The 21,769-nt window shown below is 63.7% G+C and carries 17 protein-coding genes; 5 read left to right on the top strand and 12 right to left on the bottom strand.

Annotated features, from left to right (window positions below; all coding sequences use genetic code 11):
- Window positions 1-2 precede the first annotated feature (2 nt).
- The 4 genes from gnd to P0D80_RS18030 form a co-directional block, all read right to left on the bottom strand.
- A complete protein-coding gene (gene gnd, locus P0D80_RS18045) occupies window positions 3-1,040 on the bottom strand; it encodes a phosphogluconate dehydrogenase (NAD(+)-dependent, decarboxylating) (RefSeq protein ID WP_408180157.1) in 1,038 nt (345 codons plus the stop codon).
- Between the two features lie 373 nt (window positions 1,041-1,413).
- Window positions 1,414-2,742 (bottom strand): sugar efflux transporter, encoded by a 1,329-nt coding sequence (locus tag P0D80_RS18040; RefSeq protein ID WP_408285794.1) that lies wholly within the window; start codon window positions 2,740-2,742, stop codon window positions 1,414-1,416.
- A 173-nt stretch (window positions 2,743-2,915) separates the two neighbouring features.
- The gene (locus tag P0D80_RS18035) at window positions 2,916-3,428 is read right to left on the bottom strand and encodes a hypothetical protein (protein WP_408285793.1); all 513 of its coding nucleotides are present in this window, start codon (window positions 3,426-3,428) and stop codon (window positions 2,916-2,918) included.
- Between the two features lie 144 nt (window positions 3,429-3,572).
- Window positions 3,573-3,869: a DUF2628 domain-containing protein gene (locus tag P0D80_RS18030; protein WP_132377249.1), complete on the bottom strand. Its 297-nt coding sequence runs from the start codon at window positions 3,867-3,869 to the stop codon at window positions 3,573-3,575.
- Window positions 3,870-4,122: 253 nt separating this feature from the next.
- On the opposite strand from P0D80_RS18030, the gene P0D80_RS18025 reads away from it, so the two are divergent.
- Together P0D80_RS18025 and P0D80_RS18020 are read left to right on the top strand one after the other, a co-directional pair.
- Window positions 4,123-4,443: a thioredoxin family protein gene (locus tag P0D80_RS18025; protein ID WP_408285792.1), complete on the top strand. Its 321-nt coding sequence runs from the start codon at window positions 4,123-4,125 to the stop codon at window positions 4,441-4,443.
- A gap of 57 nt (window positions 4,444-4,500) precedes the next feature.
- Window positions 4,501-4,920: a secondary thiamine-phosphate synthase enzyme YjbQ gene (locus P0D80_RS18020; protein WP_408285791.1), complete on the top strand. Its 420-nt coding sequence runs from the start codon at window positions 4,501-4,503 to the stop codon at window positions 4,918-4,920.
- Between the two features lie 58 nt (window positions 4,921-4,978).
- Here the strand turns inward: P0D80_RS18020 and P0D80_RS18015 are convergent, their stop codons facing one another.
- The 4 genes from P0D80_RS18015 to P0D80_RS18000 form a co-directional block, all read right to left on the bottom strand.
- Entirely contained in the window at window positions 4,979-6,001 is a 1,023-nt protein-coding gene (locus P0D80_RS18015; RefSeq protein WP_408285789.1) for an alpha/beta hydrolase, read from the bottom strand.
- A gap of 166 nt (window positions 6,002-6,167) precedes the next feature.
- Window positions 6,168-10,367: a CheR family methyltransferase gene (locus tag P0D80_RS18010; protein ID WP_408285787.1), complete on the bottom strand. Its 4,200-nt coding sequence runs from the start codon at window positions 10,365-10,367 to the stop codon at window positions 6,168-6,170.
- Window positions 10,368-10,618: 251 nt separating this feature from the next.
- Window positions 10,619-10,909 carry a hypothetical protein gene (locus P0D80_RS18005; protein WP_408285785.1) on the bottom strand — a complete coding sequence of 97 codons (291 nt, stop codon included), beginning with the start codon at window positions 10,907-10,909 and terminating at the stop codon, window positions 10,619-10,621.
- A 142-nt stretch (window positions 10,910-11,051) separates the two neighbouring features.
- Window positions 11,052-13,220, bottom strand: coding sequence for a hybrid sensor histidine kinase/response regulator family protein (locus P0D80_RS18000; RefSeq protein ID WP_408285783.1), 2,169 nt, complete (start codon window positions 13,218-13,220; stop codon window positions 11,052-11,054).
- 286 nt (window positions 13,221-13,506) lie between these two features.
- Between P0D80_RS18000 and P0D80_RS17995 the strand changes: the two genes are divergently transcribed.
- Entirely contained in the window at window positions 13,507-15,072 is a 1,566-nt protein-coding gene (locus P0D80_RS17995; protein ID WP_408285781.1) for an FAD-dependent oxidoreductase, read from the top strand.
- Window positions 15,073-15,099: 27 nt separating this feature from the next.
- Window positions 15,100-15,282: a hypothetical protein gene (locus tag P0D80_RS17990; RefSeq protein WP_132377257.1), complete on the top strand. Its 183-nt coding sequence runs from the start codon at window positions 15,100-15,102 to the stop codon at window positions 15,280-15,282.
- A 155-nt stretch (window positions 15,283-15,437) separates the two neighbouring features.
- On the opposite strand, the gene P0D80_RS17985 is transcribed toward P0D80_RS17990, so the two are convergent.
- From P0D80_RS17985 to glgX, 3 genes are all read right to left on the bottom strand, one after another.
- Window positions 15,438-17,474: an AI-2E family transporter gene (locus P0D80_RS17985; protein WP_408285777.1), complete on the bottom strand. Its 2,037-nt coding sequence runs from the start codon at window positions 17,472-17,474 to the stop codon at window positions 15,438-15,440.
- Window positions 17,475-17,596: 122 nt separating this feature from the next.
- Window positions 17,597-17,776: a DUF2934 domain-containing protein gene (locus P0D80_RS17980; protein ID WP_408285776.1), complete on the bottom strand. Its 180-nt coding sequence runs from the start codon at window positions 17,774-17,776 to the stop codon at window positions 17,597-17,599.
- Between the two features lie 155 nt (window positions 17,777-17,931).
- The gene (gene glgX / locus P0D80_RS17975; protein WP_408285774.1) at window positions 17,932-20,142 is read right to left on the bottom strand and encodes a glycogen debranching protein GlgX; all 2,211 of its coding nucleotides are present in this window, start codon (window positions 20,140-20,142) and stop codon (window positions 17,932-17,934) included.
- A 269-nt stretch (window positions 20,143-20,411) separates the two neighbouring features.
- Between glgX and P0D80_RS17970 the strand changes: the two genes are divergently transcribed.
- On the top strand, window positions 20,412-20,816 hold the full coding sequence (locus P0D80_RS17970; protein ID WP_408180171.1) for a PRC-barrel domain-containing protein: 405 nt from the start codon (window positions 20,412-20,414) through the stop codon (window positions 20,814-20,816).
- Between the two features lie 215 nt (window positions 20,817-21,031).
- On the opposite strand, the gene P0D80_RS17965 is transcribed toward P0D80_RS17970, so the two are convergent.
- A complete protein-coding gene (locus P0D80_RS17965) occupies window positions 21,032-21,490 on the bottom strand; it encodes a response regulator (RefSeq protein WP_408180206.1) in 459 nt (152 codons plus the stop codon).
- Window positions 21,491-21,769: the final 279 nt, after the last annotated feature.

Below are 21,769 nucleotides of genomic sequence, written 5' to 3'. Positions count from 1 at the left end.
AATCAGCTTTTCGGCTTATCGGACGGCGTGGCCGATTTCTCGGCGTGGCCACCGAAATCCTTCCGCATAGCCGAGAGCACGCGGTTCGCGAAATCCGCCTCGCCGCGCGAACTGAAACGCGCGAACAGCGCCGCGCTCAGCACCGGCGTAGGCACGCCTTCGTCGATGGCGGCCGCCACGGTCCAGCGCCCCTCGCCTGAATCGGATACGCGTCCTGCGTAGTTTTTCAGCTCGACATCGCTAACGAGCGACCCGGCGATCAGATCGAGCAGCCATGAACTGATCACGCTGCCGCGCCGCCAGACTTCGGTGACGTCGGCGAGATTCAGATCGTACTGGTATAGCTCGGGTCGGCGCAGCGGCGAGGTTTCGGCGTCAGCCTCGCGCGCCTGCTTGCCGGCGTCGGCGTGATGCAGAATGTTCAGACCCTCGGCGTACGCGGCCATCATGCCGTACTCGATGCCGTTGTGGACCATCTTGACGAAGTGCCCCGCGCCCTGCGGCCCGCAATGCAGGAAGCCTTGATCCGCGGTGCTCGAGCCGGCGACACGGCCCGGCGTGGCCGGCTCTGAGCCGGCACCCGGCGCGAGCGTCGCGAAAATCGGTTCGAGCCGCTTCACGACCTCAGGCTCGCCGCCGATCATCAGACAGTAGCCGCGCTCGCGGCCCGCCACGCCGCCGCTGGTGCCGACGTCCACATAGTGAAGTTTGCGCTCGGCCAGTTCGGCGCTGCGGCGGATGTCGTCGTGGTAATAGGAGTTGCCGCCGTCGATCACGATGTCGCCCGGCTCCAGCAACGGCACGAGTTTCTCCAGCGTCATGTCGACCACGGCGGCGGGCACCATCAGCCACACGGCGCGCGGCTTCTCGAGTTGCGCGACGAGGTCTTCCAGCGACGCCGCGCCCGCTACGCCGTCCTGTTTCAGCCTCTCCACCGCCGCCGGTTGCACGTCGAAGGCGATACAGTGCTGACCGCCGTTCGTCAGGCGCCGCACCATGTCGGCGCCCATGCGCCCCAATCCAATCATGCCTAGCTGCATATCTCGCTCCGGAAAGTGCCTCGTTGCGCTGCTGGATTTGCTTCGACGTTTTGCTTCGTTCTACCGCGGCTATGTTGCGTTTTCGCTGAGCGCTTCAGTGGCGGCGTCAGGAATCGCACGTGGCTACACTTACTGTAGTGGTGTTTCTTCGCGTGCGCCGGACACACGGTAGCAGCCCTGATTCGCTCTTGCAGCGAAGCGGGCATCGCCCATGCATCGAAAGACGATACGCCTTTTTGCAGAGGTTTTGCGCGGCGTAAAGTTCCTGGGCAGTGTGCGCTTGCGTCAGGGTTGCGCGGCATGGCGCCCGCGCAGGCTTCGATTCGGCTGACCGCTTTCTTGCAGTTCGTGTTTGCCCTTGAAGCCGGCGCGTCTAGCGCTGTCGCTGTCGTGCCTGGAGTTTGCCGTATTGCGAACGCTTAAAACGCTTCACGGCGTTCCACATCAACGGATAGCGATAGCCCGGCACGGCGAACAGCACCAGCGCGCACAGCGCCAGCAGGCCGCAGAACAGAAACGTGCCGCGATAGCTGAACGCCTGCACCAGCAAGCCCGACAACACGCCCGAGAGAATCGAGCCGACGCGCGCCGCATTGAAAAACAGCGCGGTGGCGCGGCCCGGCGACTGCGGCATCAGATCCTGCACATAGGTCATGCCGAGGCACGAGGTCACGGCCACCACGAATGCGTTGAGCATCTGCATCGGGATCAGCATGTGGACATTCCCCGCCAGCGACATGCCGACGAAATACACCGCGTGCACCGCGGCGCAGGCGGCCAGCCAGTTCGGCTTGTGCAGCGCCGACGACTTCGCGCCGAGCGCGAGCATCATCGGAATCTCCATCAAGGCGCCGAGGCCGAGCATGACCGACACATCCAGATGCGTGCCGTTCAGCCCATGCACGATGTAGAGCGGCAGCACGATCATGGTCGCGTTCGCGGCGAGGCCGAGCAAGGTGAGGGCGGCGACCGCGCGGCCGATGTCGATGGCCGAGGCGACGCCCGGCAAGTCCTCGTGCGCATCTTCGCCGGGCGCGGTCAGCGGCGGCACGGTGATCGAAGCCGACGGCTCCGACGCCGTGTCTTCCACCGTGTGATCGCCGAGGTGGCCCTGCGGCTCCCGCATGCGCCATACGATCGTCGCGCAGGCGCCGAAACTGGCGGCGGCGAACAGGAAGAGCCCGTAAAAGCTGCTGGCGGCGAGCACCAGCGCGCCCACCGACGGCCCGAACACCCACGCCGCCGACAGAATGGTCCGCAAGGTCGCGCTGGCGAACACGCGCTCCGCGGGGTCCGCTACTGGCAAGGCCGCGCGGCTGAACGAGAACACCATCGAAATGGCCGAGCCGCCCGCGCCGATGAAGACGATCCCGACCACCAGCAGCAGCCGGTAATCACGCACGACGCATAAGCACAGATAGCCGAGCGCCGCCGCGATCAGCGCGGCCAGCAGCAAGGGCCGGTGCCGCCCGCTCGCGTCGCTCCAGCGGCCCGCGAAGGTGCTGGCGAGCACCCCGCTCGCCGCGATCAGCGTCATGAAGACGCCGAGCCTGAACGGCGTCATGCCGGCGCGCTCGACGCCGAACAGGGAGAGATAGGGAGCGGTGAACGACATCGCCACACCGAGCATGAGCGTCGCGGCGGCGAGCGGCTTGAAGCCGGGAATGCGCAGCAGGTCGAAAAAACGTGAGGTTTTTAACACGAGGGGCGGTGGGTCAGGGAAAGCGAGCCTGCGACGCGCTATGCACGCCGCACACTTCGTGGCCGGAACGACCGGGGCATTATCGGCTTAGCTCGCGGGCGCGTAAACCCGCGCCACCGCATCCCAAAATTGCAGACCGCACCGTTGCCGCGCCACCGACGGCGTGGAGCACGCTACTTGCCGTCCGCCGCGCGCATCTGCTGCGCTTGCGCCTTGTAGTCGTAGGTCGGATAAAACTCGGTGCGATAGCCGCCCCACGCGGTGGTTTCGATCGCCCGGTTCACCTCGCGCAGGCGGCTCGCCGGCACGCGCAGCGTGACCACCTGGCCGATGCCCATCATCACGTACCACGACACCACTTCGATGCCGGGCGGCGGAAAAGTCTTGAAGAATCCTTGTGCGCGCAACTGGTCGTTGATCTTCGGCAGCGGCTTGGACTCGTCGTGCCGCAGGAAGATGGTGAGCAGAAAGGTGTCGTCGGGCGCGGATGCGGCGGCCGTTGCCGGTGCCGTGGCGCTCGAAGCACCGGGTGCGCCAGCCATGCCCGCGCCCGGCGCGGCGCTCGGTTCGGCGCCATGCGCAAGCGGCGCGACGCCGAGCGACACGGCCAGCGCGGCCCCGGCCCGGTTGCGGCGCAGCAGGTTGAACAACACGGCGGAACGGCGTGGAGCAACTGCATTTGGCATGGGATGCCTCCATGACGCGTTGGGAATCGGTTCGACGGCGCGCGCTTCGTTGTCTTTGTTTCGCTTCGGTGCATGCACGTGCGGCGTGAAGCTAGCAATATCCGCTCCCGCTATGCAACTCCCGACCGCGCCTTGCAGCGCGCGTTACTGCACGACGTAACCGCGTTTTTCGAGCGTCCAGCGGTGCCACTGATTGCCATACATACCGCAAGCGATACCGAACAGCACCGACAGCACGAGTCCGATCAGGTCGGCGGTTTCGCCCCATAGACCCGAGCAGAAGAGCAGCAAGTTGATCGCCAGCATGACGAAAGCAGCAAACCACATCTTCTTCGACAAGGCCCAGACGAAGCCCAGCAGACACGCACCCCAACTGAAACCGGTAGCCACCGCGACTGTTTCTTCCTTGCCGGGGTAGCGCAGATAAATCCTTTCGCCCATTTCTTTCCCTTCCTGCCTTCGATGTTTCGCTGCCTGCCGGCAGCACCGGACGAATGTTTAACACGCCATGGCGGCAAGAATATGAGTTCGCGTGAAATTTACGCGGCCGCGCGCCGCGCCGGGCCGCGCATCGGGCGAAGCCAGGCTCACTGACGATCCCGGGGATAGCTGCTACTCTTGGCAATTCCACCCGCAGGGGCGCCACGGCGGCCCAAGCCCCTGCCTGCACAGGTTGAACCGCTCCGGAGCAAGCATGGCAACCCAGACAGCCTATTCTTCCCAAGCCCCCTCGCGAGCCCAACTCGACGCCCTGGCGGGCGCCACCCTCGTCGAATTCGGCACGGACTGGTGCGGCTACTGCCAGGGCGCGCAGGCGTCGATTGCGCAAGCCCTCGAACCGCACGACGGCCTCAGGCATCTGAAGATCGAAGACGGCCCGGGCCGCCCGCTCGGCCGCTCGTTCAAGGTCAAGCTCTGGCCCACGCTGATCCTGATGCGCGACGGCACGGAAGTCGCGCGGGTGGTCCGTCCGGCCAACGCCGCGGAAATCGCGGACGTGCTGACGTCGCTCTGAGGTCTAGCGGCGCACGCTGCGCCTCATGCGCCGCGCCATCTCCACCCGACAACTATCATGCGACAAGCCATCCACCACCTGAGCGTGAAGGCCCGCAGCCGCGGCCTCGTCGAATTCACTGACGAAGCGCGCCGCTTCGTCGCCGCGCAGGGCATCGACACAGGGCTGCTGACGCTGTTTTGCCGCCATACGTCGGCTTCATTGCTGATTCAGGAAAACGCCGACCCTTCGGTACAGCGCGACCTGGAGCGCTACTTCGCGAGCCTCGCGCCCGAAGACGCCGAGCGTTACGAACACGACGCCGAAGGCCCGGACGACATGCCGGCCCATTTGCGCACCGCGCTCACGCAAGTGCAATTATCGGTGCCGGTCGAACATGGGCGGATGGTGCTCGGCACCTGGCAAGGGTTGTATCTGTTCGAACATCGCCTTCACACGCAGCATCGGGACATCGTGCTGCATCTGATCGGCGAATGACGGCGCGCTCCATTGCACTCGAAAGTTCGATAGAGAACCAAACGGACCGCTCACCGCTTCAAAGCGGCGCGCCGCCGAACGCCTGGCGCTGCGCGAGCGACACGAAGGCCTGCGCGTCGCGCGCCGCCTGCACCACCGCTGCCATGCCGAAGAACTCGTGCGTCGCGCCCCGATAATTGCGATGCTCGACGGGCACGCCCGCGCTGTGCAGTTTCTGCGCGAGCTTCTCACCGTCCGAGCGCAGCGGATCGATGCCCGCGGTCACTATCACAGCCGGCGGCAAGCGTGACAGATCCGCGCTCACCACGTCGATCAACGGACTGGTGAGATCGCTCTCGCTGTTGATCACGTTATGTATGAACCACAGCATCATCGGCTTGTTCAAGGGCTTGGCATTGCGATTCTCTTCATAAGAGATCGACACGATGTTGTTGCTCGCCACCGGATAGATGAGCGCCTGATGCATCGGCATGCGGATGCCCGTGTTGCGCGCGCGGATCGATACGTTGATCGCCAGATTGGCGCCGGCGCTCTCGCCCATGATCGCGATCTTGTCCGGGTCGCCGCCGACGCTCATTGCATTCCCGATCAGCCAGCCCCATGCGGCGAACGCGTCGTCGTGAGCGGCCGGCAGCCGGTGCTCCGGCGCCTGCCGGTAGTGCGCGGACACCACGATCGCCCGGCTCTGGGCGGCCATGGCACGCGGCGTGGCATCGTAGGTATCGAGGTCGGCGATCACCCAGCCGCCGCCGTGAAAATACAGAATCAGCGGGAACGGTCCCTCGCCTTGCGGCGTGTACACCCGCGCCGAATTGCTGCCGGCCGCGCCTGGAATCATGATGTCTTGCGTGCGCACCGCCTCCAGTTCCAGCGCAGGCCGCGCGCTGAACGCGGGGTTCTGCATCAGTTTTTTGACGGCGTCGGCGGGCGTGGGCTGGTGCCTCGCCTCCTCCACCGTGCAATCTTCGATGGGCTTCGGGTCCAGACTCTTGAGCGCGTCGAGCACCGCTTTCATATCGGGATCGGCATGTCCCGTTGGATCCATGCCGACCATGCCTTTGATCGTATCGCCGAGTGTCATGTCCATGCTCCTGCAGAAAATGAAGGGCACGGACTCATCGGAGGCTTTCAGGACCGGCGCTCGACAACCGTGCATGCTGTCAATTTCAGCAAGCGCTATACCCGTCGACGGCAGGTCGCGCGGGCTGTCCGAAGCCCGCGCCAAGACGAAAAATCAGATCGAACCCTCAACGGTTCGGAGTGGTTGCGCGCGCAATCTTATCGAGCAGCGCCTGCAGCGAAACCGGCTTGCCGAGATGCGCGTCGTAGCCCGCGCGAATCGCACGCGTGGCATCCTGCGGACGGCCGAAGCCGGTGAGCGCGAGCGCGGGCACCGACGCCGTGGCCGGCAGTTTGCGCAACGCCGCGATCAGCTCATAGCCGTCCATGCCCGGCATGCCGATATCCGAGAGGATCAGGTCGAACTGTTGATGCGCGGCAACCTCCAGCGCGGCCGCGCCATTGGTTTGCGGCCACACTTGCGCGCCCTCCATTTCGAGCAGGCTCTGGAACGCCTGCAGGCTTTCGACCGCGTCGTCGACCAGCAGAATCCGCATGCCCTTGAGCAGACTGACGTCGCCCTGGCTTTCGCGGGGTTCGGCTTGCACTGTGGCGCTATCGGCGGGCAGCCAGACGCGAAAACGCGCACCCTTGCCCGCACCCGCGGACTCCGCCTGCACATGCCCGCCATGCATTTCGGCAAGTTGCTTGACGAGCGCGAGCCCGATGCCCAGACCGCCGCTATGCCGCCGGTGCGCGCCTTCGGCCTGGCTGAACATATCGAACACGTGCGGCAGGAAGGCCGGTTCGATGCCGCGCCCGGTGTCGCGCACCTCGACACACGCGAAGCCGTCCTCATGCGCGAGCCTGATCGTCACGCTTCCGCCCTGCGGCGTGAATTTCACCGCATTGCTGACGAGGTTCCACAGAATCTGCTCGAAGCGCACGGCGTCGGCGTCGATAAGAAACGGTTCGGCCGCACCCTCCACGTTCACCTCGACCTGATGCGACAGCGCATCGGCTTCGATCGCGCTCGCCACCGACGCCGTGATCGCCGCGATATCCACCCGCGAGCGCTCCAGCGCCAGTTTGCCGGTGCGCACGCGCGACAGGTCGAGCAGGTCGTCGATGATCTTTGCTAGGCTGATCACCGAACGGCGGATCGCATCGGCCGCATCGCGCACTACCGGCAGGCCTTGGGTGGACGGCGCGCGGTCCAGCATGTCCGCTTTTACATGAATCAGGTTCAGCGGGTTCTTCAATTCGTGCGAGAGCACCGCGAGGAATTCGTCCTTCAGACGGCTGGCCGCTTCCATCTTCTGCCGCACCGAGCGCTCCAACGAAATCTTGCGCTGCTCGAGCGCCTCGGTGCCTTTGCGCTGCGTCAGATCGCGCACGATCTTCGCGAAACCGCTGAAGGTGTCCGACGCCATCGGTGTGATCACGCCGCTGCAATAGAGCCGCGTACCGTTTCTGTGGATGTACCAGCGTTCGTCCTCGCAACGACCGTCGGTCTGCGCGCGCCGCCGTTCGTTCGCGGGTTCGCCGGCTTCGCGATCTTCCGGCAGATAGACACGGTCGAGCGTCTGCCCGGCCATCTCGCTCTCGCTGTAACCGAAGATGCGTTCCGCGCCCTTGTTCCACGTCACCACGCGGCCATCCATGTCCTGCACGATGATCGCGAAGTCGTTGGTGCTTTGCGCGGCGAGATGCAGGCGCTCCTCGCCGACGCGCACGAGCTGCTCCGCGCGCCGCAACGCCGTGATATCGACGATGGTCAACACCGCGCCGTCGATGTGATCGTCCGTGGTGCGATACGGCGAGAGGCGCGTGAGGAAATAGCCCCCGTCGGTGCCGCGAATCTCGCGCTCGATCAGTTGCAGCGACTCGAACACAGTGAGCGTGTCGTCGTTCAGTTGCGGATAGTGGAGCCGGTGCGTGATGTCGTGCAGCGGGCGGCCGAGGTCGGACGGAATCACGTTGAACAGATCCGTTGCAGCCGGCGTATACCGCTTGATCCGCATCTCGCGATCGACGAACAGCGTGGCGATGCCGGTCGAGGCGATCACGTTCTGCAAGTCGTCCTTGGCCTTGCCGGTCTCCTCGATCTTGGTCTGCAATTCCGCGTTGACGGTGAACAACTCCTCGTTCAGCGACTGCAGTTCTTCCTTGCTGGTCTCGAGTTCTTCGGTAGCCGCGCGCAACTCTTCATTGATCGCCTGCAATTCCTCGTTCGACGCTTTCAGCTCTTCCGTCGACGCCTCCGACTGCTCGACCGTGGAGCGCAACTCCTGTTTCGTGCGATGCAGTTCATCCTCGAGATGCACCAGCAGCGAATCCTGCGCCGCCGGACCGGCGGGCTGCTTCGACGGTTGCGCGGCGGCGCCGGCCGCAACTTCCTCGAACAGCACCAGCGCGAATTCCGGTGAATCTTCCGTGCGCCGATAAGGGCGCACGACGATCCGCACCTGCTTGCCGGGCGTGAAATCGATCGGCGGAGTGGCCGCTTCGCGGTTGCCGCGCAATGCCTGAAACAAGGTCGCACGCAGTTGCAGACGCAAATCCGGGTGGACCAGCATGATCAGGTTGTACGACGGCTCGCCCCGCACGAAGCGCAGAAACTGGCCCGCGTGCTCGGACATATGCAGGATGTTCGCGTCCGTATCGACCACCACGCTCGGCGGTGCGTACGACTCCAGGATCCGGTGATGCAAGGCCGAAAACGGCAGCGACTGCGGTAGCGGCGCCGCGGGCCCGACGTTGGCGACACTGGCCGCGCCGCCTTGTGCAACGACCGGCATGCTGATCGGCGGGCGAACCGTGCTGGCCACGACGTTGGCGCGATAGATCCGGTTTTTCTTGTCGACCGCCGTGAACAGATCGCCGGCCGCCTCGGCGGATTCCGAACTGCCGAGCAGCAGATAGCCGCCGGGCTGCAGGGAGAAGTGAAACATCTGCAGCACCTGGGTTTGTACGCTGCGGTCCAGATAGATCAACAGATTGCGGCACGACACCAGGTCGACGCGGGAAAACGGCGGATCGCGCAGCACGTTATGCACGGCGAACAGCACCTTTTCGCGGATCGCCTTGGTGACGCGAAAGTGTGCGCGCTCGGCCGTGAAGAACTGGCGCAGCCGTTGGGTGGGCACGTCCGCGGTGATCGATTCGGGATACAGCCCCGCGCGCGCGAATGAAATCGCGCGTTCGTCGATGTCGGTTGCGAACAGCTGTGCCTGAATGCCTTCATGCCGCTCCGGATGATCGGCGAGCAGCATGGCCAGCGAATAGGCTTCTTCGCCGGTCGCGCAGCCGGCGACCCAGGCACGCACCGGATCGTCCGCGGACTTCTTCTGGAACAGCTTCGGCACGATCTCGCGCTCGACGACTTCGAAGGTCTCCCGGTCGCGGAAGAAATTGGTCACGCCGATCAGCATGTCCTTGAGCAGCGCCGGCGTCTCGTCGGGATGCGTGAGAACGTAGTCCTGGTAGGCTTGCAGATCGGGAATGCCGTTGACCTGCAAACGACGTTCAATGCGCCGCAGAATCGTGGCGCGCTTGTAGTGCTGGAAATCGTGGCCGGTGCGTGCGCGCAAGGTGGCGAGCACGCCGAGCAAGGCCCGTTCGGCGATCGAAGCCGCATCGGGCGGTTTGACGGCGAGCGTTTCCGGTTCGTCGTCCGCGGACGGCAGGCGGATGGCGCGCGCGTTTTCGGCCAGCTCGCGGAGTTTGCGCGGCATGTCGGCCGCCGGCAACGTGAGGTCGACCATGCCGGTGGCCATCGCGTTCTGCGGCATCTCCGGGTACTCGGCGTCGGCCGGGTCCTGCGCGATCGTCACGCCGCCCTGTTCCTTGATTCGCCCGATGCCGGTCGCGCCGTCCGCGCCCGTGCCCGAGAGCACGATGGCGATCGCCCGCTCGCGGTGCGCGTCGGCGAGGCTACGAAAAAACAGGTCGATGGCGATCGGCCGGCCACGCGGACGATCGGCTTCAACGGGCGTGAGATGGCCGTGGTCGAGCGAGAGATCGTGTGACGGCGAAATCACATAGACGTGGTTCTTTTCCACCTGGACCGGCTGCTGAACCTGACGCACCGGCATGCGGGTGGCGTGCTGCAACACCTGGTCGGCGCTGCTTGCATGGTCGGGCGACAGGTGCAGCACCACCACGAACGCCATGCCGATATCGGCCGGCGCGTTCTCGAAGAAACGCAGCAGCGCCTGCACGCCACCCGCGGATGCGCCAATGCCGACTACAGGAAAGTCCAGCGAGCCTGAAGCGGCCGCCGTGCTCCCTGCGGTATCGGAGTTCGTCTGTGTGCCTGACTGCGTGCTCGTTTGCGCAACGCTCTGCGTGTTCGTTTGAGACGCTCCTGCTTCACTGCCAGCCATACTCATCCTTGTGCGCTGCGCTGCGTCTCAGCCGACCTCGTCTCGTCTTGGCACGGGCCTGTGCTGTATCAACTCATATTGTCGCGTGTGTTGCACCGCATTGCAAAGCCAGCCCGGCTTCGGCGCCCGTGCGAAGCGCGCCTGCCGAGGCTGGGTGCGGGAGTTTCGTGTCATCGGTTGGGATCGGAGGCGCCCGCAGCAGCAAGCGCTCCGGAATCCTCGTTCAGCTTTGCCCACTGTGCTTCTCTACCTTACTGCCCCTTCGTATCGCTGCTCGCGTCCGCGCCCGGCATATTGGTCGAGTCGGTAGCCGGCTTCGCCTTCGACGACTTCATGTGATGTTTATTAGTCGACTTCGAATGCGCCATCGCGCCCGATGCCTGCATGTCGCCACCCTCACGGGTCGCGCCGGCATTGGTGCCGCCACTCGGGTCATTGCCGGCCGGACCGCCACCCCCGCTGCCTTGCGCCATCGCAATTGAGGAAGCGGCGAGCAAGGCCGAGATGAGGACTGCGCTGCGAGTCTTGTTTCTGAGGTGCATGACTTTCTCCTGTGCGAAAAGAAGTGGGTTGCGCCGGCCGGTTCAGCCAAATACGCATACCTCATCTTCCCCTCAGCAAGGGGTGTGCCGTGAGTCATGAAACACTTCGAACATGCCAGGCGTGCGCCGCGAATGGCGAGCCTTACGGTTCACACGCCACCAGAGCGTGCAATTCGTCGATGTTGAACGGCTTGGCGAGTATCGCCACGCCCAGCCGCCGCGCGCGTTCGAGTTCGTCGGCGTAGCCGGTCATCAAGGCGATCTTCTGTGACGGCCACGCACTGCGCACCTTCTCCGCGAGGTCGATGCCGTTGAGCTTGCCCGGCATCTGGATGTCGGACAGCACGAGCTCGAAGCGCGCGCCGCCTGTCAGCACATCGAGCGCCTGGTCGGCGGTCGGTTCATGGCGCACCTCGCAGCCGAAGGTCTCCAGCACCGCCGCCACGCCCGCCGCGACATCTTCGTTGTCTTCCACCAGCAGCACGACGCCGCTCGGCGCGGGCACCGGCGCTTGCACCGTCTCGGCTTGAACCACGGACGCCTTCTGGCGTTCGCGATATCGCGGCAAATACAACCTGACCGTCGTACCGCTGCCCGGCACGCTGTCGATCTTCGCCGTGCCACCTGCCTGTTCGCACATGGAAAGCACCTGCGCGAGGCCGAGGCCCGTGCCCGAACCGCGCAGCTTGGTGGTGAAGAGCGGCTCGAAGGCGCGCCGCGCGACGGCCTCGGGCATACCCTCGCCGTCGTCGGAACAGGCGATCAGCACGTATTCGCCGTCGGGCAGCAAGGTATCGCTGCCGACCAGCCGGTTGTTCTGGCAGCGAATCACGAAGCGTCCGCCACGCGGCATCGCGTCGCGCGCGTTCACGGCCAGGTTCATGATCGCGAATTCGAGGTCGGTCGGATCGGCCAGCACCTGCCAGACCTTATCGACCATGTTCAAGACCAGCTCGACGTTGTCGCCGAGCGCGGCGTCGATCAGCGGGGCGGCGCCGGGCATCCACGTGGCGAGATCGAGCGGCTGCTGTTTGAGCGGCTGCTTGCGCGCCACGCTCAGGAGACGCCGCGTGAGCGATTCGGCGGTGGCGGTGGCGCGCTCCACCGCCAGCACTTCCTTCTCCACGTTGTTAAAGCGCTTGAGCCGCGCGAGCTCCGTGTTGGCGGCGACCACCATCAGCAGATTGTTGAAATCGTGCGCGACGTTGGCGACGAGATTGCCGAGCGCGCCCATGCGCTGCAGTTGCCGGCTCGAGGCTTCGGCTGACAGACGCATCGCCACTTCGCCCTGCCAACGTTCCCACGCGCGGCGCTCGCCTTCCAGTTGGCGCAGCGAGTAGAACACCAGCAGCCAGATGGCGATGCAGGGCACGGCCGTGAGTGCCGCGATCATGATGAAGTGCCGCCGCCATGCTTCGCCGATCGACGACGTCGCGTAGGCGCTCATCACATAGAGCGGATAGTCGCCGACACGGCGAAACGCCAGCAGGCGCTCCACACCATCCACCGTGGAATTCAGACGGACGTGGCCGGACAGCTGTTTGTCGCGCAACGCCTGAGTGAATTTGCTCCGCGGGCTGGGCTTCGCGCCCGCCGGCCACGGCGGATAGCGCACCAGCAAATTGCCGTCCTGCCGGTACAGGCCCAGCGCCAGCGACGAATCGCCGTTGGTCAGTTCACGATAGAAGCGCGAGAAGTACTCGTTGCGCAGCGCCACCGTGACCACGCCGAGGAACTGGCCGTCGGCGCCCGAACGGCCCGTCGCGGTGGTGAACACATCGGTCTGCGAGAGTGGGCCGAACATCGGCAGCGAAAAATACGGATGCGGGCGCATCGCTCTCGCGCTCGTGAAATCCTCGCGCTGCGCGATCGACATGACGGGCGCGGGAAACGTGCGGCTCGACACCAGCAGATCGCCCTTCGCGCCAAGCAGATAGATCGACGCGACCTGCGAAAAGTCGCCGCCGATGCCGCGCAGACGGTTGTGCAACATCGCTTCGCGCGCGCGAATCTGCGCGTCGTCGTCATTGCCGAGCAGTTCCACGATGCGCGAGGACATCTGCTGGTTCAGGTCCAGCACCTTGACGGCCTGTTCCTCGGCGACGCGCGCGAGGCGGTCGATCATGTCGTTCGAATCGGCGATCCGGCGCTGGTAATCGAAGTAGCCGTAGCCCGCGAGGCAGATCAGAGGAAAGACGACCGAAACGGCGAGGACGATCAGCAGCATGCGCCGCGTCGCCGCGAAATTGCGCGACGGCATGGGGAAATCGACTGCGGCACGTTCCGCACGCTGCACGGTCACGATCTCCATGAAAGGTCAATACAGGTCAGGGATGCCACGGCACGACATGCTCGGAGCATGTTCGTGCGCTATTTCCTTTTCCGGAATTTACCGCACTTCGGCCGTTCTCCAAAGCGTGATGGGCGACGAAGCAGCGCTCGTGCAGGCGCGCGCATTCGGGCACATGGATTGCTGAACCATTGGCGTTCGGCGGCCTGAAAGGCGTGCTGCACCGCGGCGTGCTGATGCGCGTCGCGCGCCGCCTGCGCTGCCATTGCTCATCATTGCTCATGCCACCATCCGCGAGGAACCGGCCATGCCCACGACTGCCCGATGCGTCGCTCAGCTCTCGCAATTGCGAACCGACCGCGCTGAACGTGTCGTGGTGAACGACGAAAAGATTCTGCTGGTGCGCGACGGCGATACCGTGCACGCCTATTCCGCCGATTGCCCGCACGCCGGCGCGCCACTTGAAGAAGGCGCCCTATGCCACGGCCGGATCATCTGCCCGTGGCACAAAGGGACGTTCGACGTCGCCACCGGCAACGTGCTCGAACCGCCCGCGCTGGTCGCGCTCGACCGCTATCCCGTGGTCGTGACAGGCGACGACGTGATGGTCACGCCGGAAAAACTCCCCCGACCGACGCGCAATGCCAGCGCGAAGGAACCGCATTACGTGGTGATCGGTGCGGGCGCGGCAGGCGCAGCCGCTTGCGCCACGCTGCGCGAATGTGACTTTGGCGGCCGTATCACGCTCGTGGGCGATGAGCCGCATGCGCCGTACGACCGCACTTCGCTGAGTAAATTTGTCCCGTCTGGTGAAATGGCGCCCGCCGATGTGCCGCCGCTACTCGCGCCGGACTGGCTCGAGCGGCACGATGTCGAGCGGATGGTCGGCAGGGTCGCGCGGCTCGATGTGCCCGCCCGCACGATTCATTTCGAAAGCGGCGGCGAACTGACTTACGACACCGCCTTGCTTGCTACGGGCAGTGTGCCGAAGCTTCCACCGATTCCCGGTGTGGAACTCGGCGGCGTGCACGTGCTGCGCAGTCTCGCCGATGCCGCCCCGCTCGTCGACGCCATCGGCGACGATGCCGGTCAAACCCAGATCGTCATTCTCGGCAGCAGCTTCATCGGACTCGAAACGGCTTCCTCGCTGCGCAAACGCGGCACGCAAGTGACCGTGATTTCGCCAGAGAAAGTGCCGTTCGCGAGGCAGTTCGGTGAGCGCGCGGGCGCCATGTTCCGCACGCTTCACGAGCGCAATGGCGTGGTGTTCCATTTCGAAGCAAAGGTCACGTCCCTCGAAGGCGAAGAAGGCAACGTGCATCAGGTGATGCTCGAAAACGGCGAGCATATCGCCGCCGACATCGTGCTGTTAGGCACGGGCGTCGCACCGGCCACCGGTTTCATCGAAGGACTGCCGCTGCAAAAAGACGGCGGCGTGCTCGTCAACGCGGGCATGCAAGCTGCGCCTGGTCTCTATGCAGCGGGCGATATCGCCGTGTTTCCGTTGCATGAAGATCAGGAACCGTTGCGCATCGAACATTGGCGCGTCGCGCAGCAGCATGCGCGCATTGCCGCGCAAAACATGTGCGGCGCGCGTCATCGCTACGCCGGTGTGCCTTATTTCTGGACCTATCACTTCGGCAAGAACTTCGAATATCTTGGCCATGCGAGCGAGTGGGACGAGATCGTGACCGACGGCGAACTCGATAAGCAGCAATTCGTCTCGCTGTACGTGAAGAACGACATCGTGGTCGCTGTGCTCGCCTGCGAACGCGAAGCGCAGACCGCGCGCCTGATCGATGCGATGAGAGGCGGCGTGTCGCGCGCGGATGCAATTGCAATCGTCGGCGGCGCATCGTGCGCTACGAAATGAACACCCGTAACCTGAAGGAGAAACGCGATGACAGAGCACAAGGAAAAGCACCCGCACTCGAACAAGAGCGAAAAGCAGATCGACAAGCAGGTCGAGGATAGCTTTCCCGCGAGCGATCCGCCTTCCACCGGCGGCACCACGAAGATCGTCCCCGACAAGGACGCCGCTTCGAAAGACAAGTCGGCCGCAAAGAAACCGGCCAGGCATTAGGCCTTGCTGACCGAACGTGAACCGCCCGACGCGCTGCCGACGGGCGGTTTTCTCCACTTCTGCAATTGCAACCCCTCTGACCGACACTCCCGATCCTCATCACCTTCGCTTTGATGACGTGTCAAGGCGGGTGACGTGCAGGGATTCGTGGCACGCTAGCTATTGACCACGAGCGGCAGTTCTTCCTCGGTCTGGGTTCTGGCCGTCTCGACACGCCGGCAAGCAGCGACGATTTCCTGCAATGAGGTGGCATAACACTCCGCACCCATCGCGCTTTGCAGATCCGCGCTCCACTTCTCCGTATCCTCCGCCGCCCACAACCCGACCACGATCGACACCTTCGGCAATCGCGCGCGAATACGCCTGACCAGATAGCGCAGATGCGACGGAATGCCGTCGATCTGAAGGTAGAGAATGCAGACGATGCCGACATCGTCCGCGTCGAGTTGATCGATCGACGCGCGCGATGCGGCCTCATGCGGCAACGCGCGTGACGTGAAGCCGTGCTTGCCGAGCAACTGCAACAGAATCGTTGTCGCTAATGCGTCGAGCGGACCGCGTCCGGGAATGCATAACACACGGTTGCTGGCTGCGAGCGGCGACGGGTCTATTGCACGTTCTTCTTTCGAATTGCCTGGAGAAACGAGCCGCGTATTCGCGGGTTGAGCTTGTGCATCGTCGGAAGTCTCGGATGCCGAAGAAGGTGCCAACGGTCCCACCGCACTCCAGTTTTCTTCCGCCGCGGACGTGACCGGCTCGCGGTCGTCGTAGCCGTCGAGGCCGTCCACGAGGTCGTTCGTCGTCGCCTCGATGCGTGCAAGCTGCGTTGCCGTGACGCTGCCGCGCTCGACGTCGTTGGCTGCGAGCTGCAAGCCCTTGATCGCAACTTCATCGTAGTACGCGGACAATGAGCGCTCACGCAGCAGCACTTCGGCTTGCTCGATCGCCTCGTCCGGGTCGCCCGCCAACGCACGCTGGTAGAAGTTTTCGATGGGCGTGAGCGCCGGCTGGTCGCCCAGCAGCACATCGAGAAACTCCAGGCGCCGCACATGCCGGCCGAGCACGAGCAGGCAAAGCGTCAACGGTGTCGACAGAATCAGTCCTATCGGCCCCCAGATCCAGCTCCAGAAAATCGCCGCCACCACCACCGAAAACGGCGAGAGCCCCGTGCTGCGTCCATACAGCAGCGGCTCGACGATCTGCCCCACCAGCAACTCCACAGTGGCGAATAGCGCCAGCGACCAGATCGCCATCGCCCACCCCGGACTCACGGCGGCGGCGAGCGCGGTGGCCAAGGTCGCCGAGATCCAGATGCCGACGTAAGGCACGAGCCGCAGCAACGCCGCGAGAATGCCCCATAGAATCGGACTTGGCACACCAATCATAAAAAGCCCCGTGCCGATCACCACGCCGACGCCCGCATTCAGGCCGAGTTGCGACACGAAGTAACGGCTCAGACGGCGCGCGGCTTCATCCATCACCGTGGTCGTGCGGTGCAGATCGCGCGAGCCGAACAGACGGATTGCGCGGTCGCGCAGATCGTCGCGTTGCAGCAGGATCACCACCATCACGACGAAAACGATGAACGCCGTTTCGAGCGGGCTGATAGCCGGCGACAGCACGCGTCTCGCGAGTTCGAACGGCGTCGGCACCGGCTCGCGCACTTCGACGGGCACGGCGGCGGGTTCACTGGCCGTCGTATGCGCGCTGCCGCGAGACGTCGGGCCAGCCTGCGGTGCGGGTTGCGGCGGCTCGACGGTCGCGCGTTGCAGCGCCTGGCCTGCCGCGCTGGCAAACCGGTTCAGTTTGCCGATGGTCAGGCTGTGCGCCGTTTCCATCTTTTGCTCGATGGTCGCCTGATAGCGTGGCATGCCGGCCGCGAGATCGGTCAGTTGCGTGGCGATCACCGCGCCGAGCATCCCGATCACCGACACCGAGATCACCACCGCGGCGAACACGGACGCCACGTGACCGAGCCGCAAACGCGTCAGCGCATCGGCGAGCGGCGCGACGAGAAAGCTGAGCAGGATGGCGAGCGTAATCGGAATTAGCACGGCGCTCGCAAAGTAAAGGCAAGCGACCACCGTGACGCCCACCGCAAGCGCGATCAGGCTGTCCAGGCCGAAGGCCGTGGCGGGCGCTTGAATGCGGGCGGCCGGCCTCACGCCGCGCGGTTGGGGTATGTCCTTCATTTGCGCGAATCTGTCCGGTTACGTTCGGTTGCCGTTCTTGTGAGGCGTGCCAATCTTTTGGGCCAATATGCCGGTCAATAGGACTATCGGACCATCGTCGAAGTCCCATTGCGATAGCGCACTTACTTCAAAGGCTCGTCAGCGATCGGGCCACTTTCTACCGGCGGTGCTTCCTTTTCTACCTCGGCGCGTGCCTGGTCCCAGTACTCGTCAGGCGTGCCTTTCGGATCGTCTGCCTGCTCCCACAGGTAATAAGCGCGCATGCGGATCTGTTTCTCTACAGAGGTTTGTTCCTGTTCCATTTGATCACCTCGGTTAAACCTGGCGTGGGCCGATGTCGGCTGCGCTGCGCGTCCGCCGCAAAAAGAGCGGCATGGCGCGCAGTCCCTTGCAATCGAGCAAGCGCTATACCCGGCAGCGCAAGCTCGACAGCGTTTTACGCCTTGGTGTGTCAGGCTTAGGCGGAGGGTTCGCTTTCGTCGGTAGTGAGCTGCTCTTCGAGGCGGTCGAAAACACGCTGCGTCGCGCGGTTCGGTGCGTCGAGCGCGAACAGCAACAACGAGCGTGCCGTCACCTGATACGCGTCGCCGGCACTGAAGAGCGGCAACTCGGAGCGCACCGGCATGTTGGTATCGAGCAGGCAGGTCCACTGATCGCCCTCGGGAATATCGGGCAACGTGAAGTTGACGACATCGTGATGCGCATTCAGCACCAGCAGCAGGGTCGCATCCGAGGCCGGACGGCGAATGCCGCTCGCCTGCGCGCGGCCGTCGATCACGAGGCCGAAGCAGCGCATCGACGGATCGTCCCACTGCTCCTGCGAGAGATCCGTGCCGTCCGGCGAGAGCCAGCGTGCGTCAGTCACGTCCAGCGCCTCGTTGTATTCACCGATGATAAAGCGGCCACGCCGCAATACCGGCAGGCGGTGGCGCAACGTGGTCAGATTCTTGACGAATTCGATGAGCGCGCGGCCGTCGTCATCGATGGCCTCCCAATCGACCCAACTGATCTCGTTGTCCTGGCAATAGGCGTTGTTATTGCCCTTCTGCGTGCGGCCGAATTCGTCGCCCGCGAGAATCATCGGCGTGCCTTGCGAGAGCAGCAGCGTGGCGAGCAGATTGCGTTTCTGGCGCTCGCGCTGCTGACGAATCTCCGCGTCGTCGGTCGGACCTTCCACGCCCATGTTCCAGGACTTGTTGTCCGAATGGCCGTCGTTGTTGTCCTCGCCGTTGGCGTCGTTGTGCTTGTCGTTGTACGAGACCAGATCGTTGAGCGTGAAGCCGTCGTGCGCGGCGATGAAGTTCACGCTCGCCCACGGGCGGCGGCCGCGATGATTGAACTTGTCGCCCGAACCGGTGAGACGCGTGGCGAGATCGGCGACCTTGCCTTCGTCACCCTTCCAGTATTCGCGCACCGTGTCGCGAAAGCGGTCGTTCCACTCGGCCCAGCCGGGCGGAAAGCCGCCGACCTGATAGCCACCGGGGCCGCAGTCCCACGGCTCGGCCACCAGCCGCACGCTCGAGAGCACCGGGTCCTGCCGGCAACTGTCGAGGAAACCGCCGCCTTCGTCGAAACCATGCAATTCGCGCCCGAGAATCGTGGCGAGGTCGAAACGGAAACCGTCCACCTTCATTTCCGTCACCCAGTAACGCAGGCTGTCGGTCACCATTTGCAGCACGCGGGGATGCGACAGGTTCAGCGTGTTGCCGGTGCCGGTATCGTTGATGTAATAGCGCGGCTCGTCAGGCATCAGCCGATAGTACGACGCGTTGTCGATGCCTTTGAACGAGATCGTCGGGCCACGTTCGTTGCCTTCGGCAGTGTGGTTGTAGACCACGTCGAGAATGACTTCGAGATTGTTGTTGTGAAAACGGTCCACCATCTCCTTGAACTCGCCCACTGAATCAATCGACGACGCGAAGAAGCGCGGATCGGCGGCGAAGAAGCCGATCGTGTTGTAGCCCCAGTAGTTGGTGAGGCCCTTGTCGAGCAGATAGCTGTCGTTGACGAAGGTCTGGATCGGCATCAGTTCAACCGACGTCACGCCCAGGTTTCTCATGTAGTCGAGCACGACCTGCTGCCCGAGCCCGGCAAAAGTACCGCGCAGATTTTCCGGTACTTCCGGATGTTGTTTGGTAAATCCGCGCACATGGGTTTCATAAAAAATCACGCGCTCCCACGGCAGCGCGTTGCGTTCGGGATGACTCCACGAAAAATTGGCGTCGACCACCTTGCACTTGGGCACGAAGGGCGCGCTGTCGCGCTCGTCGAACGACAAGTCGCCCTCTTCGGAATCCAGCGTATAGCCGAAGATTTCCGGCGCCCATTTGAGTTCGCCGATATGCGCCTTCGCATACGGATCGAGCAGCAGCTTGTTCGGATTGAAACGATGGCCCTTCTCCGGTTCATAGGGGCCGTGCACGCGATAGCCGTAAACCGCGCCCGGCTTGAGGTTCGGCACGTACACGTGCCACACCTCATCGGTGTATTCCGGCAGTTCGATGCGTTCGATTTCGTTTGCGCCGGTTTCATCGAACAGACACAGTTCGACCTTGGTGGCGTGCGCCGAGAACAGCGCGAAGTTGACACCGCTTCCGTTCCATGTCGCGCCAAGCGGAAAAGGCGTGCCTTCCGAGATGCGCGTCGAGTAGTTGGCCTGGGATGACATAGTGGGTCCTGTGGAAGCAAGAGGCGCTGACGCGCGTGTTTTAGTGTAGGCAGAGGATCCGTCGATGCAGGGATTTCCGTCCGCATGGAATGCATCATCGGAACATCAAACAGCAAGCCCGCTGATTTAGCAAGTTCCGGACCTGAGAGGATTGACGTAGGTATTGGCGCTGCGCGGCACAACTTTTGCAGCAAGCAAGGTGAAAGCTGACTCAATGAAGCGGCGCGGCACAAGAAGCGCCGGACATGTCATCAGGGAGAACAATCATCATGCAACGAATACAGATCAATTCACTGGCCGCCACCGCCCTGCTCCTCGCCACGCTCGCGTCGTACGGCAATGCGTACGCTCAGGGCGCGCCTCAGGCAATTACGGAAAAACGGACGGACGTGGTGCAACTCGCAAGCGGCTACCGCGCGTCGAAGTTGAGTGGCGCCGATGTCTATAACAAGAACAAGGACACTATCGGCACGCTGGACGATCTGATCGTCTCGCCGAGCGGAGATCGCAGCACATACGCGATCCTGTCGGTAGGCGGATTTCTCGGCATGGGCAAACATCTGGTCGCCGTGCCGTTCAACGACTTACAGATCAATAACCGGCGTGTGGTGCTGCCTGAAGCCACCAAAAAGTCGCTCGAGGCGCTGCCTGAGTTCAAGTACGCGCCGGACTAAGCGCGGGTCTCTGATCCGGTCGACCGGTTGCAAGGGACTGCCCTTGCAGACCGGTTAGTTGCGCTGTTATCTGTAACAGGTCAACAGCCCGTCACGGCGATATATTCAATTAACCTAAGTAATCTGAGTGCCCCTTGACACTCTGCATCTGCTTCAATCTGCCGCGAATTCCATAATTGCCGCATGGAGAATTTCTTTCAAAGCGCACGCAGCCTTTACGTCGGCCCGGCCGCATGCAGCGCCGCAGCCGATTCGAGCACACGCAACAGACGCTCGGGCGTCAACGGCTTCGCGCAATGCGCATCGAAACCGGCGGCCTTGGCACGTGCCCGGTCGTCGCGCGAGGCGAATGCGGTGCACGCCACCAGCAACATATGCGAAGTGGAAGGATGGGCGCGCAGGCGGCGAGCCAGTTCCAAGCCATCCAGGCCCGGCATCTTGATGTCCAGCACCACCGCAAAGGGCTGCCATTCATGGGCCATCGCGCAGACAGCAAAGGGATCCTCAAGCGCGCGGCACTCGAAGCCGTCAGCAGTCAGCAACATCTGCAATGCCTCTGCCGCTTCCCGGTAATCGTCCACCACGAGGACGCGCCGGTGCGACGCCATCGCATACTGGATAGGCCGCCACACTACGACGTCTTCGTTATCGTCCATCCGGTCGTCGAACGTCACCATCTTCTCCTTGGCTTTTTTCCGTGCGCCACTCGCGGGCACTTCGGAACACGCGCGCAAGATTCGCTCCTGACGCGCAGACAAAGCTCATCGTTCTCCAGACGATGGTTTCTGTTCGCGTCGCACCGCGCTTGCAGCGCCGCAGCGTACGCCTTACCTCACCATAGCTCACGCAATAAAACGCCGCTGGTTGATTTAAGTGCGTTGAGGCATTGAGAACGGACGTTCACGCGTCGGCGAGACGCACTCGTGTCGCGCAGGCCGCCCTTGCCGCGTGCG

Origin of the sequence: Paraburkholderia sp. RL17-373-BIF-A, assembly GCF_046030175.1 — a bacterium.
Classification (GTDB): domain Bacteria; phylum Pseudomonadota; class Gammaproteobacteria; order Burkholderiales; family Burkholderiaceae; genus Paraburkholderia.
Note: the sequence above shows the minus strand (reverse complement) of the source record. Positions and strands in the feature narration are given on the sequence as shown.

Bases quoted from the DNA above. Each gene is read 5' to 3' on its own strand.
- P0D80_RS18005 (WP_408285785.1), bottom strand. From the start codon at position 10,909: ATGCACCTCAGAAACAAGACTCGCAGCGCAGTCCTCATCTCGGCCTTG.
- P0D80_RS17990 (WP_132377257.1), top strand. From the start codon at position 15,100: ATGACAGAGCACAAGGAAAAGCACCCGCACTCGAACAAGAGCGAAAAG.
- P0D80_RS18020 (WP_408285791.1), top strand. From the start codon at position 4,501: ATGCGACAAGCCATCCACCACCTGAGCGTGAAGGCCCGCAGCCGCGGC.
- glgX (WP_408285774.1), bottom strand. From the start codon at position 20,142: ATGTCATCCCAGGCCAACTACTCGACGCGCATCTCGGAAGGCACGCCT.
- P0D80_RS17980 (WP_408285776.1), bottom strand. From the start codon at position 17,776: ATGGAACAGGAACAAACCTCTGTAGAGAAACAGATCCGCATGCGCGCT.
- P0D80_RS18010 (WP_408285787.1), bottom strand. From the start codon at position 10,367: ATGGCTGGCAGTGAAGCAGGAGCGTCTCAAACGAACACGCAGAGCGTT.
- P0D80_RS17970 (WP_408180171.1), top strand. From the start codon at position 20,412: ATGCAACGAATACAGATCAATTCACTGGCCGCCACCGCCCTGCTCCTC.
- gnd (WP_408180157.1), bottom strand. From the start codon at position 1,040: ATGCAGCTAGGCATGATTGGATTGGGGCGCATGGGCGCCGACATGGTG.
- P0D80_RS18015 (WP_408285789.1), bottom strand. From the start codon at position 6,001: ATGACACTCGGCGATACGATCAAAGGCATGGTCGGCATGGATCCAACG.
- P0D80_RS18035 (WP_408285793.1), bottom strand. From the start codon at position 3,428: ATGCCAAATGCAGTTGCTCCACGCCGTTCCGCCGTGTTGTTCAACCTG.
- P0D80_RS18000 (WP_408285783.1), bottom strand. From the start codon at position 13,220: ATGGAGATCGTGACCGTGCAGCGTGCGGAACGTGCCGCAGTCGATTTC.
- P0D80_RS17985 (WP_408285777.1), bottom strand. From the start codon at position 17,474: ATGAAGGACATACCCCAACCGCGCGGCGTGAGGCCGGCCGCCCGCATT.
- P0D80_RS17995 (WP_408285781.1), top strand. From the start codon at position 13,507: ATGCCCACGACTGCCCGATGCGTCGCTCAGCTCTCGCAATTGCGAACC.
- P0D80_RS18025 (WP_408285792.1), top strand. From the start codon at position 4,123: ATGGCAACCCAGACAGCCTATTCTTCCCAAGCCCCCTCGCGAGCCCAA.
- P0D80_RS18030 (WP_132377249.1), bottom strand. From the start codon at position 3,869: ATGGGCGAAAGGATTTATCTGCGCTACCCCGGCAAGGAAGAAACAGTC.